The following is a 14,692-nucleotide window of genomic DNA, read 5'->3' as shown; positions in this document are numbered from 1 at the left end:
GAAAAATAGCGGAAAAATCAGAAATTTTTATGGTAGTATACAATATGTTACAATAAGCTTTGTCAATGAAAGAAGGAATTCCGTGCATTGCACGGGAGAGGTTCGCGAACTCCCTCTATAAAAAACTATGGAAACAACAATATCTTTAGGTATTGTTTTGTTTTTTTATTGTGACAGTTCAAGAACGTTCTTTCTTCTTATTCGTAGTAGAGAAGGAGAATGAGTGAAATGAAAAAAGAAAAGGCAGTTGTTGTTTTTAGTGGAGGACAAGATAGTACGACATGTTTATTTTGGGCAATAGAGCAGTTTGCAGAAGTAGAAGCTGTAACGTTTAATTACAATCAACGTCATAAGCTAGAAATTGATTGTGCAGCGGAAATTGCAAAAGAGCTAGGAATTAAACATACGGTACTAGATATGAGTCTATTAAATCAACTTGCTCCAAATGCGTTAACTAGAACGGATATGGAGATTACACATGAAGAAGGTGAATTGCCATCGACGTTTGTAGATGGACGAAATTTACTATTCCTATCATTTGCTGCTGTATTAGCAAAACAAGTTGGGGCACGTCATATTGTAACCGGTGTATGTGAAACTGATTTTAGTGGTTATCCAGATTGCCGTGACGTGTTTGTGAAATCGTTAAACGTTACTTTAAATTTATCCATGGATTATCCGTTCGTAATTCATACACCACTTATGTGGATTGATAAAGCGGAAACATGGAAATTATCAGATGAACTTGGAGCATTCGAATTTGTTCGAGAAAAAACATTAACATGTTATAACGGAATCATTGGTGATGGTTGCGGTGAATGTCCAGCATGTCAGCTTCGTAAAGCAGGATTAGATACGTACCTACAAGAACGCGAAGGAGCAAATAACTAATGGATAATTTCTTTGGATTTCGCATCGTAGAAAATTTGCAAAAAATGGACAAGGATATTCAGCGTAAACAGCTCAAATATCATAATAAAAGAGTAATGGTCAGCAAGGAATTTACATTTGATGCAGCACACCATTTACACTGTTATGAGGGGAAATGTAAAAACTTACATGGTCACACATATAAAGTTGTATTTGGGATTAGTGGATATGTAAATGAAATAGGTCTTGCGATTGACTTTGGAGATATAAAAGAAATTTGGAAGAATGAAATAGAAATTTATTTAGACCATCGTTATTTAAACGAAACGTTACCAGCAATGAATACGACTGCTGAAAACATGGTCGTTTGGATTTATGAAAAGATGGCAGAAGCATTACTAAAAGATAATCGTGCGAACGAATATAAAGGAGCTCGTGTTGAATTTGTTCGTCTTTTCGAGACGCCAACTAGTTATGCGGAAGTAAGACGGGAGTGGATGCTCGATGAGTAAAATTCCTGTCTTAGAAATATTTGGTCCGACTATTCAAGGCGAAGGAATGGTTGTGGGACAAAAGACGATGTTTATCCGTACAGCTGGCTGTGATTATAGTTGCGCATGGTGTGATTCTGCTTTTACGTGGGATGGATCGGCTAAGGAACAAATTAGACAGATGACAGCAGAGGACGTTTGGAACGAGCTTGTAGAAATTGGTGGCGAAAATTTTTCTCATGTTACGATTTCAGGTGGAAATCCAGCATTGTTGAAAAATATTGAGTTTCTTCTTTCTATATTAAAAGAGAATGGAATGCGGACGGCAATCGAAACGCAAGGGAGTAAATGGCAAGATTGGTTACTTCAAATTGATGAGATAACGATTTCTCCAAAACCACCAAGTTCGACGATGAATACTGATTTTCAGAAGTTAGATGCTGTTATTCAGAAACTAGCAGGAAAAGATATTAGTTTAAAGGTAGTAGTATTTGACGATTATGACTTTGAGTATGCAGTTAAGATGCACGAACGTTATCCAGATGTTCCATTCTTCTTACAAGTAGGGAATGATGATACAAAAACTGTGGATGATGCGATGTTGATTAAAAAATTATTAGATAAATATGAGTGGCTTATTGAAAAAGCGGTTAACTGTAAAGAAATGAATAATGCAAAAGTATTGCCACAGCTTCATGCGTTAGTATGGGGAAATAAACGCGGAGTATAATGAGAAGGGATGTTTAAAATGGCAGGAAGATTAGATGAAGATTTAAAAGATGTAACATTATTAGGAAATCAAAATACAAAATATTTATTTGAATATAGCCCAGAAATTTTAGAGGTATTTGATAACAATCATCCAAACCGTGATTATTTTGTGAAATTTAATTGCCCTGAATTTACAAGCTTATGTCCGAAAACAGGTCAACCAGATTTTGCAACAATTTATATTAGCTACATTCCAGAACAAAGAATGGTAGAGAGTAAATCTTTAAAGCTATATTTATTTAGTTTCCGCAATCATGGTGACTTCCACGAAGATTGCATGAACGTTATTATGAATGATTTAATTAAATTAATGGATCCGCGTTACATTGAGGTATGGGGGAAATTCACACCACGTGGAGGGATTTCAATTGATCCTTACTGCAACTACGGTCGCCCAGGCACGAAGTATGAACAAATGGCAGACTACCGCATGATGAACCATGATCTATATCCAGAAACAATTGATAATCGTTAATATATAATAGAAAGAAAGGATCTGTATGTTATACAGATCCTTTCTTTCTATTATATTATGCATTTTGATTAATGACAGTATAGTTTTTATGACTTACAACTGTAAGAGGTTCCATATCTAGTTCTCTAAAATTTTCCATAATTGTTATATCTACAATAACGGAGTTTTGATTTACTTTTTGAACACGGCCTTGCATTCCACCTTTAAATTCAATGATATCTCCAGTTTCTGCGATCTGCATAAGCAACTCTCCTTGTTACAGTTTTCCAAAAAAAGAATAATTTTGGTTTTTTTTTATTTCCTCTTATTTTGAACCATATTGTCTAGTTTGTAAATGTTTCCAAAGTAAAAATTCGAAAAATATTCACATTTTGTAAGAAAATATGCAAGAACTCCAAGTTATTAGAAAAAAAGAACGGTTTAAATGCGTGCATCTTTATATAGGGGTATAATGAAAAATATACAATAACCTACTAAAGTGGGAGAAATTAGAGGCGGTAAAATGATGTTTGAATTTGTGGGGAGTGTTATAGCATTAACTTTATTTGTATTTTCTTATATAAATTTAAAAAAGATTCGTCATCATGAAACGACTACATATTTTGATGGGATGGATGGTATATATGCTTCAATCACACATGAGAGTGGCGGGGATATGTAAAGGTGTATAACTTTCTTTTTTTGCGTGGTATGATATTTAAAAATAGTACATAATAGAGTTCGTAAGTGATGAATGGAGAGTGGAAAGAATGAAGATTTCTTTTATTCGTCATGGCCGCTTAGATCGTACTATAGAACCAATGACGGTTACATCCTTTCATGAATGGATGAAAGGATATGACTTACATACTATAACAGAAAAAGCACCTATACCAATGGAAACAATGGAAGCGGTTGAAGAAGCAAAGTTGATTGTAACGAGTGATCAAAGGTGTGCTATACAGTCAGCAGCTGAATTAATGAATTCTTTATCTTTTATGCAAAATTTTCTTTTTAGGGAAGCTGAAATTCCGACGAGTTTTTATGCTCCAACATGGTTGAAATGTAAACCTAACGTATGGATGTTTATCGGGCGAACATTATGGATACTTGGTTACCATAAAGGTGTTGAGTCTTATAAGGAAGTAAGAGAGAGGGCAAGGCAAGCAGCTTACTTATTACACCGTTATGCTCTCGTACATGGAAGTATTGCTCTTGTAGGTCATAATTACATTAATGCAATGGTTGGTGCGGAGCTGAGAGCGATGGGATGGTCTGGTTCTCCTATTTTACATAGGAAGCCATGGGGATGTACAACCTATACATTCCACGAAGCGATGGATGGAAATGTATTAAATACAAAATTAACATAAAAGCACACGATTTATATATAAATCGTGTGCTTTCTTTTTAAGATATAGAAATTTTGATGTTTAATGTTTTTACGAGATGTGCATAAGGTTCGCCTACAAGCATAACGATTTGATCTTTTTTATAACCTAGTTTTTCATATAGTGAATAGGCACGTTTGTTTTCTAAATTAACAAGTAATGCGATTTTTTCATACTCCTTTTCAGTTGCATGGATTTCAGCAGCTTCAATTAATTTAGAACCAATTCCTTTTCCGCCATATGCACTTGAAACTGATAATGTATCAATGTAATATTCATCAAGCTCAGCTTCTTTTTCTAACGTAATCGACTCATTTTTATGTAATTCTCTTAAGTGACGAACAATTGGCGCATCAAGCATTGTTGCTTCACTACCGTGATAAGCGACAATAATTCCGACCGCAATTCCGTCTTGTTCATATACAAAACAGTTTTCGTAGCTCAGTCGATTTCTCTCTTTTGAGAACCATGTTTCAAGTCCTAGTAATACTTCTGTTTCAACAGTGCTACCTGTGATTTTTTCAGCAATTTCGTGCAGAGCGTTATACAATAAAGGCGCAATTGCCTTCGCATCTGTCTTTTTTGCTTTCCGAATCATAGTATCCCTCCTAGTTCTATTTATATATTGTAGCATAGTGGTATGGAACTTTGCATAATTGAATGTCGAAATGTTTGATATAGAGAAGTAGCTATGTTAGTATATGATATTTAGCGGACATATAGTAAAGTAATATCGTTTGTGAATAATGAAAATGAAATGAAGGTATAGCACCTGGATAATTTTACAGTTGTTGACCTATAGAATATACGATAAAATAAAATATTGCATAGAGGTGAAATACATGGATGAACAATTAGCAAATACAATTTTGGATCAGCTGAAAAATGGCGAAATAAAGGAGTATGTTGCAACGAAAGATGTATTTTATACGTTTAGGAAAGTTGTAGTAGGGCGTGAAGATTTTAAACATATTATTGGAAACGCGCAGCGCGGCGGACAAGTAATTTATACATATTCAGAAACGCCACGTTCGTAACTAGAAGAATATAGGGGAGGAGAATTATGGGCGATTTTAAACAAGGCATATTACCGCATTGGGATTATATGTGGAAAGATAGAGCCGGCAATAGGTTTATGGGGATGGTCATGTACCCAGAGAAACGAAAGTGTTCGGCAAAAATGCTTCAGAAAATAAAAAGAGCATATGAAGAGGCTGTAGAAATTAAAGTAACTGTACAAGTTCAACATACATTTCAGTACGTAGAAGGAATGATTGTGTACTTTGATGAAGAAGCTCCTGTATGTACAATGATTGATAAAGATGAAAATCCACATCATATATTTGTAAAAGATATTTTGCGTATTGAGCACTCTGAATAATCTTTTCATAAATAAATTGAATTTCCATAATAATAATCTTTTTCTATAATAGTTATCTTTTAGTATGTAACGCGAACCGAAAGTATATGTATAATATTTAATAAAGTAAAATTGATAAATGTAATCGTTTTTTAGAACAGATTATCGTTTCATGTCTGTTCTTTTTTTCGTGATGCTGGAGAAATATATTCCTCCAGCATTTGCCGTTTTATGACAAAATATATTGGTAACTTTTTTAAAAATAAGGTTAAATTCGTTGACAACTTTTTTGAAAAGCACTTTATTGACATGAGTTTTAGAATGTTGTTTCATAGTCATTGTATTGAAAAAAATCGACTGTCTTGTCGAAAAGTAAAATTTAAAAAAAGAAAGAATTTATACATATATCTTGTGTCTTATTTTGAAACGTAATACAATATATAGAGAAATCAAGAAACAACATACAGAGAGTATAGATTGGAGAGGGAGGGTCGGAAATGATAGTTGCATATGATTCTATGACAGGAAACGTGAAGCGTTTCATTCACAAATTAAATATGCCGGCCGTTCAAATTGGTGAAGATCTAGTAATAGATGAAGACTTTGTTTTAATTACGTATACAACAGGTTTTGGCAATGTACCAGAACGTGTTTTAGAATTTTTAGAGCGCAATAATGAAAAATTAAAAGGCGTATCTGCAAGCGGCAATCGTAACTGGGGAGACATGTTCGGTGCAAGTGCTGACAAAATTTCTGCTAAATATGAAGTGCCTATTGTATCAAAATTTGAGTTATCAGGAACAAATAACGATGTAGAATATTTTAAGGAAAGGGTGCGGGAGATTGCGACACATTGAACTGAATAATGAAATCACGCAAATGCAGGACGGTTTTTATCAGCTTCATAAAGATAAAGAGGCATTAGAAGTCTTTATGGAAGAAGCTAGAGAGAATACCGTTCATTTTAATAGCGTGGCAGAGCGAATGGAGTATATGAAAGAACATGATTACTATTACAACGTTCTGGACGAGTATAGCTTGGAGGAAGTAGAAGAGGTATATAACATCGCTTATGGTGAAAACTTCGAGTTCCAATCTTATATGGCAGCATCTAAGTTCTACAAAGATTATGCGTTAAAAACAAATGATCAAAAACAATACTTAGAAAGCTATGAAGATCGTGTAGCAATTGTTTCATTATACTTAGGACGCGGTGATGTTGCGAAGGCAAAACACTTCGCAAGCATGATTGTAAAACAAAACTACCAACCAGCGACACCAACCTTTTTAAATGCGGGACGAAGCAGAAGAGGAGAAATGGTGTCTTGTTTCTTGTTAGAGATGGATGATAGCTTAAATTCAATCGGCTTTAACATTAATACTGCAATGCAATTATCAAAAATCGGCGGTGGAGTAGCTTTAAACTTATCTAAGCTACGTGCACGCGGTGAGCAAATTAAAGGTATCGATAATGCTGCAAGTGGTGTAGTACCTGTTATGAAATTACTTGAAGATTCGTTTTCATATGCGAATCAGCTTGGGCAACGAAAAGGAGCCGGCGCAGTATACTTAAACATTTTCCATTGGGATATTATTGAATTCCTTGATACAAAAAAAATAAATGCCGATGAGAAGAGCCGTATTCAGTCTCTATCAATCGGAATTATCGTTCCAAGTAAGTTCTTCGAGCTTGCTGAGAAAAACGAACCTTTCCATGTTTTCGCGCCTTATACGGTGTATAAAGAATACGGAAAGCATTTAGATGATATTGATATTGATGAAATGTACGATGAATTAATGAGCAATCCGAAAGTGAAGAAGAAGCCGCTAGATATTAGTGCACGTGATATGCTTATTAAAATTGCTATGATTCAGCTTGAGTCTGGTTACCCATACTTAATGTTTAAATCAAATGCAAATAACCAACATCCACTGAAGGATATTGGAACTGTGAAGATGTCGAACTTGTGTTAAATATGTAGCACCTTCTAGTAGAAATGCTAGTCGAAAACTCCGTTAAACGGGGAAAGCCTCAAATTTGAGGTAACCTACCGTGCTAAATCTTATCTTAGAATGAACATATAAAAGTTCAGAATGTATCTTATTATTTTGTATAGCAGAGTTATGGGACAACATAAAGTAATAGGAGACTTTCTGAAAGATTAAGATAAGTAAAAGCCTAACGACTATCCCTTATGGGAGTAGAGCGCAAGCGATTGGCGTTCGAAAAGCGGAGCACCTAATCAGGTAATGCTGTAGGTGATGATATAGTCTGTCCTGTATGGTGACATACAGCAGTTGCATGAGCAACGGACTGAGGAGTAGCGGACTCGGTTGAACATTCGAGACAGAAATCTTCCAGCTTCAAGAAACTTCTGAAATAAATGATTACGGTACAGAGGATATTATCCGTCGTGATATTAACTGTAACTTAGGATCGTTAAATATCGTAAATGTAATGGAAAATAAAGAAATTCGTGAAGCCGTTCATGCGGGAATGGAAGCTTTAACAGCTGTTTCTGATATGACGATCATTCCGAATGCACCAACTGTGAAAAAAGCAAATGATGAGCTTCATTCAGTTGGACTTGGCGCAATGAACTTACACGGATATTTATCAAAAAACAAAATTGCATATGAAAGTGCTGAAGCGAAAGAGTTCGCTCGTACATTCTTTATGATGTTAAATTACTACTCTATTGAGAAAAGTATGGAAATCGCTAAAGAAAAAGGCGAAACATTTAAAGACTTCGATAAGTCTGATTATGCAAATGGCACATACTTTGAAAAATATGAAACGACAGATTACAGCCCAGTAACTGAAAAGGTTCAGCAACTATTTGAAGGAATTCATATTCCAACAAAAGAAGATTGGACAAGTTTAAAAGAGCAAGTGAAGAAGAATGGATTATATAATTCATACCGTCTTGCTATCGCTCCAACACAATCTATCAGTTACGTTCAAAATGCAACTTCAAGCGTAATGCCGATCGTAAGTCAAATCGAATCAAGAACATATGCGAATGCGACAACATATTATCCAATGCCGTATTTATCAAAAGATACGTTCTGGTACTATAAATCTTCTTACGATATGAATCAGTTTAAATTAATTGATTTAATCGCAGAAATCCAAGAACATATTGACCAAGGAATTAGTACAATTCTTTACGTTAACAGTGATATTTCAACACGTGAGTTAGCACGTTACTACATCTATGCACATAAAAAAGGCTTAAAGAGTCTGTATTATACGAGAACACGTAAGTTAAGCGTGGAAGAGTGCGTAGCTTGTACCGTTTAATATAAAAAGTGAGACATCATGAGCAGGGTTTTCTGAACCCTGCTCATGCTTAGTTATCAATTTTTCATGTTTATTTAGAGAAGGGGCGATTGAATGCGTGCGGTAAACTGGAACAAAAAAGAAGATGATTTTAGTTTAATGTTTTGGAAGCAAAACATCGCTCAGTTTTGGACAGAAGAAGAAATCGCGGTATCTTCTGACAAAAATACTTGGGCACAATTATCAAAAGAAGAGCAGGTTGCTTATAAGCGTGTATTAGGTGGTTTAACACTGTTAGATACGAAACAAGGTGGCGAAGGGATGCCACTTGTACTTGTTCATCTTGAAAATTTACAAGCGAAAAGTGTATTAGCTTTCATGGGAGCTATGGAAGAAGTACATGCGAAGAGTTACAGTCATATTTTCACAACGTTAGCTACAGAAGAAGAAATTGATGATATTTTTGAATGGGTAGACAATCATCCATTACTTGAGAAAAAAGCTGGTATTGTTACTAGTTACTATCGTCGTTTATTAAAGCCTGAAGTAACGAAAAAAGAGTTATACATGGCAATGGTAGCAAGTGTATTTTTAGAAAGTTACTTATTCTATAGTGGATTCTTCTACCCACTTTACTTAGCAGGTCAAGGTAAATTGACGGCAAGTGGTGAGATTATTAACCTAATAATTCGTGATGAGTCAATTCACGGCGTATTCGTCGGTATTTTAGCACAACAACTCTTCGCAGAACTTTCTGCAGAAGATCAACAAGAAGTGCAAAAAGAAACACAAGAGTTATTAATGGAACTATATGAAATTGAAATGGCATACACAGAAGAAATTTACACTTCTATCGGTCTTGTAGAGGATGTAAATCGTTTCGTTCGTTACAATGCGAATAAAGGACTTATGAACTTAGGACTTGAGCCGAAGTTTGAAGAAGAAGAAATTAACCCAATCGTTTTAAATGGTTTACGTACAGATACGAAAAACCATGATTTCTTCTCTGTAAAAGGGAATGGTTACGTAAAAGCAACGAACGTTGAAAAGTTATCTGACGATGACTTCGTGTTTGATTTTTAATATACGATCATAAAGAAAAGCTGTCTTATTCATTGATAAGACAGCTTTTCTTTATGGATTTGTTTACATAACACTATTATTTTCGTATAACGATTTTCGTTAAAAAAGTTCTATCCATTAGCTGGATAGAACTTTTTTGTAATTAAATGGGTATTTACAATCCTTTTGTATCGGTGTATTATTTAACTAGTACACCAATACAAAAGGAGGGAAGAAATGAAAATAGAGTTTTCTCCAAATACACCAATTTACATTCAGGTAATGGAATACATAAAAAAAGAAATCGTAACAGGACATTTATTGCCTGGTGATAAAATTCCCTCTGTACGTGAATTAGCGAGTGAATTACAAGTAAATCCAAATACGATTCAGCGTACATTTCAAGAGCTAGAACGGGATGGGGTTGTTGTAACACGTAGAGGAATGGGTCGATATGTAACGAATGAAGGGGAGAAAATTATGGAGCTGCGAAAAGAGATGGCGAAAGAATTACTTCATTCTTTTATAGATGGAATGGACAATTTAGGTTTTTCAGAAGAAGAAATTCTTACAATCCTTCGTTCTTCATTACATGAGAAGAGGGAGGAGAGCGAATGACAGAGTTATTAAAAATAGAAAACTTATGGAAGAGATACGGATTAAAAGCAGTGATCCGTGAATTAAACATAGAGATTACGGAAGGGAAAATTATAGGACTCGTCGGAGATAACGGAAGCGGGAAAACGACGTTATTGAAAATGATTGCCGGTCTGCAGCATCCTTCTGAAGGCAGTATTACAATCGCTGGTAAAAAAGTAGGATTAGAAACGAAAGAAATTGTTTCTTTTATGTCGGATAAACCAGTATTTGATGATTGGATGACGGTAAAAGATTCTTTATTCTTCTATCGAGATTTTTATAAAGACTTCGACATTCAAAAAGCGGTAGATACGATTGCGGAATTTAAAATACCGTTAGAAGAAAAAATTACAGCTTTATCAAAAGGTATGGTTGAAAAGCTACAAATTATTTTAACATTTTCGAGGAAAGCAAAGTTATACGTACTAGATGAACCGCTTGGCGGAATTGATCTTGTTTCTAGAGAACACGTATTAGAACTTATTTTACAGTTTTATCGCGAAGATTGTACGATTTTAATTGCAACACATTTAATTGGAGAAGTGGAAAATATTTTTGACGAAGTAATCTTTTTAAAAGATGGTGAAAGTGTACTGCATGAAAATGTAGAGGAATTACGTTTCCAACGAGGAAAAGCTGTTACGGATTTGTTTAAGGAGGTGTTTAGTAGATGAAGGCCAGTTTAATATATATGTACAATGCGAATAAAAAACAAATTTTCATTTCGTTATTGTCATTCATATTTATTGCAGCTGTCGCTTTTGTAAGTATGGGGAATTATATTAAACAAGAATCAGGAGAAGTAAGGCAAATGATTACAATTGCTTTAGTATTCTTAGTTTATTTAATTTTTGCGGTATTAGTATTTCTGCAGGCGATGTCTGCGTTTGGGAAAATGACTGAAAGTAAATTATTTCGGTTAACACCGATATCTGGTAAAAAAATTGTTTTAGCAATATTGTCATATGCAGCAATTAGCTTAATGTGTTTTGAATTAATAGGTGCTATGTTTTTCTATAGTATCTCGATGAAAGTAATAAAAGGTACAGAACTCCATGAATTGTTATTTACCGAAAGTACACTTACGCTAGATATGGTAAAGCAGTTATTTAGTAGCGTGTTATATGTATTTAATTTATCAAGTATATTGTTAGTCTTACTTTTTATAGTAGCTGGTGTGAAAGTATTTTCTTTGAAAAAGAAAAAAATGGAGTACGTAATTATTTTCTTCCTATTTTTACTAGTAACGAAAGTAATCAATCTGATATATGAAATGCTGGGCCGACTTGCGCCTATACCTACTTTTATTAAAAAATTAGTTTATATAGATGAATCGGCGGATATGAATCTCATATTATATCCAGAAAGACTTATGAATTTATATAGTCTTACTTTTTCAATCGGTATATTTGTTCTACTTGTTTATATAACAGGTCGCATAATCGATAAAAAACTAGAAGTCTAAAGGAGGAATCGACATTGGGAAACGTAGTAGTAAAGTTAGAGAATGTTCGAAAAAAGATTGGTGGAACGGAAATTATCCGCGGTTTATCATTTGAAGTTCGCGAAGGGGAAGTGTACGGGTTTCTTGGACCGAACGGTAGTGGTAAAACGACGACAATTCGTATGATGACAGGTCTTATATCAATGACAGAGGGCGATATTACAATTTGTGGTCATAGTATTCGCACGGAGCGTGAAAAGGCGCTAGAGCAAATTGGAGCGATTGTAGAAAATCCTGAACTATATGATTATATGACTGGAATGCAAAACTTAAAGCATTTTGCGAATATGGCAATTACACCAATTAGTAAAGAGCGCATTGCTGAGATTGTAAAGCTTGTTGAATTAGAGCATGCGATTCATAAAAAGGTGAAAACATATTCACTTGGTATGAAACAACGTTTAGGAATTGCACAGGCATTACTTCATCAGCCAAAAATCTTAATTTTAGATGAGCCGACAAATGGATTAGATCCAGCTGGTATTCGCCAAATTCGTGATTATTTACAACGTTTAGCGAAAGAAGAGAATATTGCTGTAATCGTATCAAGTCACTTATTAAGTGAAATTGAACTCATGTGTGATCGCGTCGTTATTATTAAGCAAGGTGAGTTTGTGCAAGAGTACAACTTACATGAACAAGCGAAACACGATGAGACAGTAGTTGTAGCGTTTGAAGTAGATCAAGTACAGAAAGCAAATGAAATTATTAAAGGTAAGACGCAAGGAAATGTAATTGCAGTATCTGTAATGAAAGAAGAAATCCCACAACTTGTAAAAAAACTTGTAAATGACGATGTGCTTGTATACGGAGTTACTGTTCAAAATAAAACGTTAGAGGATGAGTTCTTAGCGATTACAGGGGGAGTGAAAGCGTAATGTTTAAATTAATTCAAAATGAATTTTTAAAGTTACATGCGAAAAAAGGTATGTATATTTTAATTGGTGTCATTGCAGTATTGGAGATTTTGGGAGTTTTAGCGATGCTGAAATGGGGAGACGGAAGTGAATTTAAAGGATCATATTTAGATTTTGCAAGTTCAGAGATTGGTTTAATTACTTTGTTTGCAACAATTTTTGGGATTACAATTGCTTCTCGTATGATTACTGATGAGTTCCAAAAAGGTACAATTAAGCAGTTATTAATCCGTCCAAGAAAACGAATTACAGTTTTATTCTCTAAATATATTACAGTGCTACTTACTATAGTATTTATCATATTTGCTAGCACTTTAATTGCAATGATTATTGGCGGAATTGTAATGGATGGTAGTAAAACAGAATTAACGTTAGGAATCGTAATGAAATCTACTTTATATCAAGTACTTTCACCGTTCTTCTTTGCGACGCTTGCATTTTTCTTAGCAAACGTATTTAGAAAGTCTGTATTACCATTGATTATTACGATGTTCCTCTTCTTTTTACAAGGACCAATTAATATGATACTAATGATGTTTGCAAAAGGTGTAGCGAAATTTGTAGTGTTTTTCCATTTAAATTTAAGTGTGTACGATAGTAATAAACTAGTAAGTGGCGGAATGGAACCAACATTTACAGAGTTTACATTTACAACTTCATTATTACTTGTAGCTGCATACTTTGTTGTATTACTTGTAGCATCAAGTGCATTATTCCAAAAACGTGACGTATTATAATAAAAGAAATCCCCGCTTGTAAAAACGGGGATTTTTATTACATAACTTTCTCGTAGATTTCAATTGAAAGAAAAGAATGATTACTATATATGTTGTTCAAAAGTGTTTGAGACAAACAGGAAGAATTTCAACTATATTCATATTATAATTTAGTTATCACACCATTTATTTTACTATCTTTGGGGGTGTTCTATATGCACTATGCATTTTCACGTATAAGACTACGTAGCTTTTTTGGATGGATGATTATAGGGGTGTTCCTTACGATGATCCCATTAGGTCTATCAAATGTTTCTGAGAATACGATGGAGGTTATTTCACAAATAACATTATTTTTTGTATTTCCGTTATTTTGGTTATACGTAAAAACAAATAAAAATAACGTTGTATTTAACAGTTTTTTTGATAAGCCAGGACGTTTACCGTGGGGATTAATTGTATTAGCAACGATAATGGGAATGATTTTTTCAGTTGGTATATCTCATATTCAATTTTACATATTAGCACATACGTTACCGAATTTCTTAGTTACTATGTTAGAAGACGGAAATGTTATTAACACGAGTAACGTATATATGACGATATTTACTTTCATTTCAGCATGTGTATTAGCACCTATTATGGAAGAGGTTATTTTTAGGGGATTCTTTTTACAACGAATGGCTTATAAATGGGGAATTAAAAAAGCTGTAATCATATCTTCACTTATTTTTGGTTTAGGACATTTTGATGTTATTGGTGCGTTCATGTTTGGTGTTGTAATGTGTCTTTTATACATAAAGACGAAAAATATATGGACGAATATCGCTGTACACGCTCTAAATAATTTAATTGCAACAAGTATGCAATTTGTCGGTGGAGAAGAGAGTAGCGCAATCTCAATTACTGAATTACAAGCACAAAGTAATTTATGGATCGGTATCGGTCTTACAGTTGTTGGGTTACTTTGGTTAATTCCTTACGTTTGGAAGCAATGGCGTACAGTAAAAGAAGTAGGTGTGCCACCAGTACGCTTTATAAATGAGGAAAAAGTAGTGAGTGCATCACAAGAAAATGAAGTGTATAGTCAAGTAATTGTAACAGATAGACTGATGGCTGTAGAGCTACCAGATGAGGCTGTAAATAAGCTTCGATTAGAAGAAAATGATTATGTAACAGTATCTGTAGAAGAAGATAAAATTGTTATAAAGAAAGCACAGGATAGATAATTAAA

Annotated in this window: 19 protein-coding genes, 1 pseudogene and 1 riboswitch; of the genes and pseudogenes, 18 read left to right on the top strand and 2 right to left on the bottom strand. The window is 34.2% G+C overall.

Features of this window, described 5'->3' with window-relative positions; genetic code table 11:
* Nucleotides 1-91: 91 nt before the first annotated feature.
* Nucleotides 92-135, top strand: a riboswitch (PreQ1 riboswitch).
* A gap of 93 nt (nucleotides 136-228) precedes the next feature.
* The 4 genes from queC to queF are packed head-to-tail and all read left to right on the top strand — an operon-like array spanning nucleotide 229 to nucleotide 2,607.
* Nucleotides 229-891: a 7-cyano-7-deazaguanine synthase QueC gene (gene queC, locus FS802_RS07190; protein ID WP_000711595.1), complete on the top strand. Its 663-nt coding sequence runs from the start codon at nucleotides 229-231 to the stop codon at nucleotides 889-891.
* Nucleotides 891-1,382, top strand: coding sequence for a 6-carboxytetrahydropterin synthase QueD (gene queD, locus FS802_RS07185; protein ID WP_000368411.1), 492 nt, complete (start codon nucleotides 891-893; stop codon nucleotides 1,380-1,382). Before queC ends, queD begins: the two co-directional genes overlap by 1 nt.
* A complete protein-coding gene (queE, locus tag FS802_RS07180; RefSeq protein WP_000036302.1) occupies nucleotides 1,375-2,091 on the top strand; it encodes a 7-carboxy-7-deazaguanine synthase QueE in 717 nt (238 codons plus the stop codon). Before queD ends, queE begins: the two co-directional genes overlap by 8 nt.
* Before the next feature lie 18 nt (nucleotides 2,092-2,109).
* A complete protein-coding gene (gene queF / locus FS802_RS07175; RefSeq protein WP_000918895.1) occupies nucleotides 2,110-2,607 on the top strand; it encodes a preQ(1) synthase in 498 nt (165 codons plus the stop codon).
* A 55-nt stretch (nucleotides 2,608-2,662) separates the two neighbouring features.
* Here the strand turns inward: queF and FS802_RS07170 are convergent, their stop codons facing one another.
* Entirely contained in the window at nucleotides 2,663-2,848 is a 186-nt protein-coding gene (locus FS802_RS07170) for a YkvS family protein (protein ID WP_001165081.1), read from the bottom strand.
* Nucleotides 2,849-3,112: 264 nt separating this feature from the next.
* Between FS802_RS07170 and FS802_RS30990 the strand changes: the two genes are divergently transcribed.
* Together FS802_RS30990 and FS802_RS07165 are read left to right on the top strand one after the other, a co-directional pair.
* Entirely contained in the window at nucleotides 3,113-3,268 is a 156-nt protein-coding gene (locus FS802_RS30990; protein WP_176545829.1) for a hypothetical protein, read from the top strand.
* 88 nt (nucleotides 3,269-3,356) lie between these two features.
* Nucleotides 3,357-3,959, top strand: a complete 603-nt coding sequence (locus FS802_RS07165) for a histidine phosphatase family protein (protein WP_098653916.1) — start codon at nucleotides 3,357-3,359, stop codon at nucleotides 3,957-3,959.
* A gap of 37 nt (nucleotides 3,960-3,996) precedes the next feature.
* On the opposite strand, the gene FS802_RS07160 is transcribed toward FS802_RS07165, so the two are convergent.
* Nucleotides 3,997-4,575: a GNAT family N-acetyltransferase gene (locus FS802_RS07160; protein ID WP_000619522.1), complete on the bottom strand. Its 579-nt coding sequence runs from the start codon at nucleotides 4,573-4,575 to the stop codon at nucleotides 3,997-3,999.
* 244 nt (nucleotides 4,576-4,819) lie between these two features.
* Between FS802_RS07160 and FS802_RS07155 the strand changes: the two genes are divergently transcribed.
* From FS802_RS07155 to FS802_RS07095, 12 genes and pseudogenes are all read left to right on the top strand, one after another.
* Nucleotides 4,820-5,014: a hypothetical protein gene (locus tag FS802_RS07155; protein ID WP_000344283.1), complete on the top strand. Its 195-nt coding sequence runs from the start codon at nucleotides 4,820-4,822 to the stop codon at nucleotides 5,012-5,014.
* Between the two features lie 26 nt (nucleotides 5,015-5,040).
* Complete coding sequence (locus FS802_RS07150) at nucleotides 5,041-5,358, top strand: hypothetical protein (protein ID WP_000502200.1); 318 nt, start codon at nucleotides 5,041-5,043, stop codon at nucleotides 5,356-5,358.
* Between the two features lie 476 nt (nucleotides 5,359-5,834).
* Nucleotides 5,835-6,194, top strand: a complete 360-nt coding sequence (gene nrdI / locus FS802_RS07140; RefSeq protein ID WP_000634376.1) for a class Ib ribonucleoside-diphosphate reductase assembly flavoprotein NrdI — start codon at nucleotides 5,835-5,837, stop codon at nucleotides 6,192-6,194.
* A pseudogene (locus tag FS802_RS07135) lies at nucleotides 6,181-7,308 on the top strand (ribonucleotide reductase N-terminal alpha domain-containing protein); the annotation flags it as partial. The gene nrdI and the pseudogene FS802_RS07135, both read left to right, overlap by 14 nt.
* A gap of 382 nt (nucleotides 7,309-7,690) precedes the next feature.
* Nucleotides 7,691-8,641: a ribonucleotide reductase large subunit gene (locus tag FS802_RS07130; protein WP_306461252.1), complete on the top strand. Its 951-nt coding sequence runs from the start codon at nucleotides 7,691-7,693 to the stop codon at nucleotides 8,639-8,641.
* Nucleotides 8,642-8,734: 93 nt separating this feature from the next.
* Entirely contained in the window at nucleotides 8,735-9,703 is a 969-nt protein-coding gene (nrdF, locus tag FS802_RS07125) for a class 1b ribonucleoside-diphosphate reductase subunit beta (RefSeq protein ID WP_098653914.1), read from the top strand.
* Nucleotides 9,704-9,919: 216 nt separating this feature from the next.
* Nucleotides 9,920-10,300 (top strand): GntR family transcriptional regulator, encoded by a 381-nt coding sequence (locus tag FS802_RS07120; protein ID WP_000687513.1) that lies wholly within the window; start codon nucleotides 9,920-9,922, stop codon nucleotides 10,298-10,300.
* Nucleotides 10,297-10,995: an ABC transporter ATP-binding protein gene (locus FS802_RS07115; RefSeq protein WP_046958220.1), complete on the top strand. Its 699-nt coding sequence runs from the start codon at nucleotides 10,297-10,299 to the stop codon at nucleotides 10,993-10,995. Before FS802_RS07120 ends, FS802_RS07115 begins: the two co-directional genes overlap by 4 nt.
* Nucleotides 10,992-11,786, top strand: a complete 795-nt coding sequence (locus tag FS802_RS07110) for a hypothetical protein (protein ID WP_000647930.1) — start codon at nucleotides 10,992-10,994, stop codon at nucleotides 11,784-11,786. Before FS802_RS07115 ends, FS802_RS07110 begins: the two co-directional genes overlap by 4 nt.
* 14 nt (nucleotides 11,787-11,800) lie before the next feature.
* Nucleotides 11,801-12,703, top strand: coding sequence for an ABC transporter ATP-binding protein (locus tag FS802_RS07105; RefSeq protein ID WP_000528799.1), 903 nt, complete (start codon nucleotides 11,801-11,803; stop codon nucleotides 12,701-12,703).
* Nucleotides 12,703-13,479, top strand: coding sequence for an ABC transporter permease (locus FS802_RS07100; RefSeq protein WP_098653913.1), 777 nt, complete (start codon nucleotides 12,703-12,705; stop codon nucleotides 13,477-13,479). Before FS802_RS07105 ends, FS802_RS07100 begins: the two co-directional genes overlap by 1 nt.
* Nucleotides 13,480-13,673: 194 nt before the next feature.
* Nucleotides 13,674-14,687, top strand: coding sequence for a CPBP family intramembrane glutamic endopeptidase (locus FS802_RS07095; protein WP_098116145.1), 1,014 nt, complete (start codon nucleotides 13,674-13,676; stop codon nucleotides 14,685-14,687).
* Nucleotides 14,688-14,692 lie beyond the last annotated feature (5 nt).

The organism is Bacillus sp. DE0042, assembly GCF_007680225.1.
Classification (GTDB): Bacteria; Bacillota; Bacilli; order Bacillales; family Bacillaceae_G; genus Bacillus_A; species Bacillus_A wiedmannii.
This window is presented reverse-complemented; position numbering and strand designations above follow the sequence as displayed.

Bases quoted from the DNA above. Each gene is read 5' to 3' on its own strand.
- queC (WP_000711595.1), top strand. From the start codon at position 229: ATGAAAAAAGAAAAGGCAGTTGTTGTTTTTAGTGGAGGACAAGATAGT.
- FS802_RS07110 (WP_000647930.1), top strand. From the start codon at position 10,992: ATGAAGGCCAGTTTAATATATATGTACAATGCGAATAAAAAACAAATT.
- nrdI (WP_000634376.1), top strand. From the start codon at position 5,835: ATGATAGTTGCATATGATTCTATGACAGGAAACGTGAAGCGTTTCATT.
- FS802_RS07120 (WP_000687513.1), top strand. From the start codon at position 9,920: ATGAAAATAGAGTTTTCTCCAAATACACCAATTTACATTCAGGTAATG.
- FS802_RS07155 (WP_000344283.1), top strand. From the start codon at position 4,820: ATGGATGAACAATTAGCAAATACAATTTTGGATCAGCTGAAAAATGGC.
- FS802_RS07100 (WP_098653913.1), top strand. From the start codon at position 12,703: ATGTTTAAATTAATTCAAAATGAATTTTTAAAGTTACATGCGAAAAAA.
- FS802_RS07170 (WP_001165081.1), bottom strand. From the start codon at position 2,848: ATGCAGATCGCAGAAACTGGAGATATCATTGAATTTAAAGGTGGAATG.
- queD (WP_000368411.1), top strand. From the start codon at position 891: ATGGATAATTTCTTTGGATTTCGCATCGTAGAAAATTTGCAAAAAATG.
- FS802_RS07165 (WP_098653916.1), top strand. From the start codon at position 3,357: ATGAAGATTTCTTTTATTCGTCATGGCCGCTTAGATCGTACTATAGAA.
- FS802_RS07160 (WP_000619522.1), bottom strand. From the start codon at position 4,575: ATGATTCGGAAAGCAAAAAAGACAGATGCGAAGGCAATTGCGCCTTTA.
- FS802_RS07095 (WP_098116145.1), top strand. From the start codon at position 13,674: ATGCACTATGCATTTTCACGTATAAGACTACGTAGCTTTTTTGGATGG.
- FS802_RS07115 (WP_046958220.1), top strand. From the start codon at position 10,297: ATGACAGAGTTATTAAAAATAGAAAACTTATGGAAGAGATACGGATTA.
- FS802_RS30990 (WP_176545829.1), top strand. From the start codon at position 3,113: ATGTTTGAATTTGTGGGGAGTGTTATAGCATTAACTTTATTTGTATTT.
- nrdF (WP_098653914.1), top strand. From the start codon at position 8,735: ATGCGTGCGGTAAACTGGAACAAAAAAGAAGATGATTTTAGTTTAATG.
- FS802_RS07150 (WP_000502200.1), top strand. From the start codon at position 5,041: ATGGGCGATTTTAAACAAGGCATATTACCGCATTGGGATTATATGTGG.
- queF (WP_000918895.1), top strand. From the start codon at position 2,110: ATGGCAGGAAGATTAGATGAAGATTTAAAAGATGTAACATTATTAGGA.
- queE (WP_000036302.1), top strand. From the start codon at position 1,375: ATGAGTAAAATTCCTGTCTTAGAAATATTTGGTCCGACTATTCAAGGC.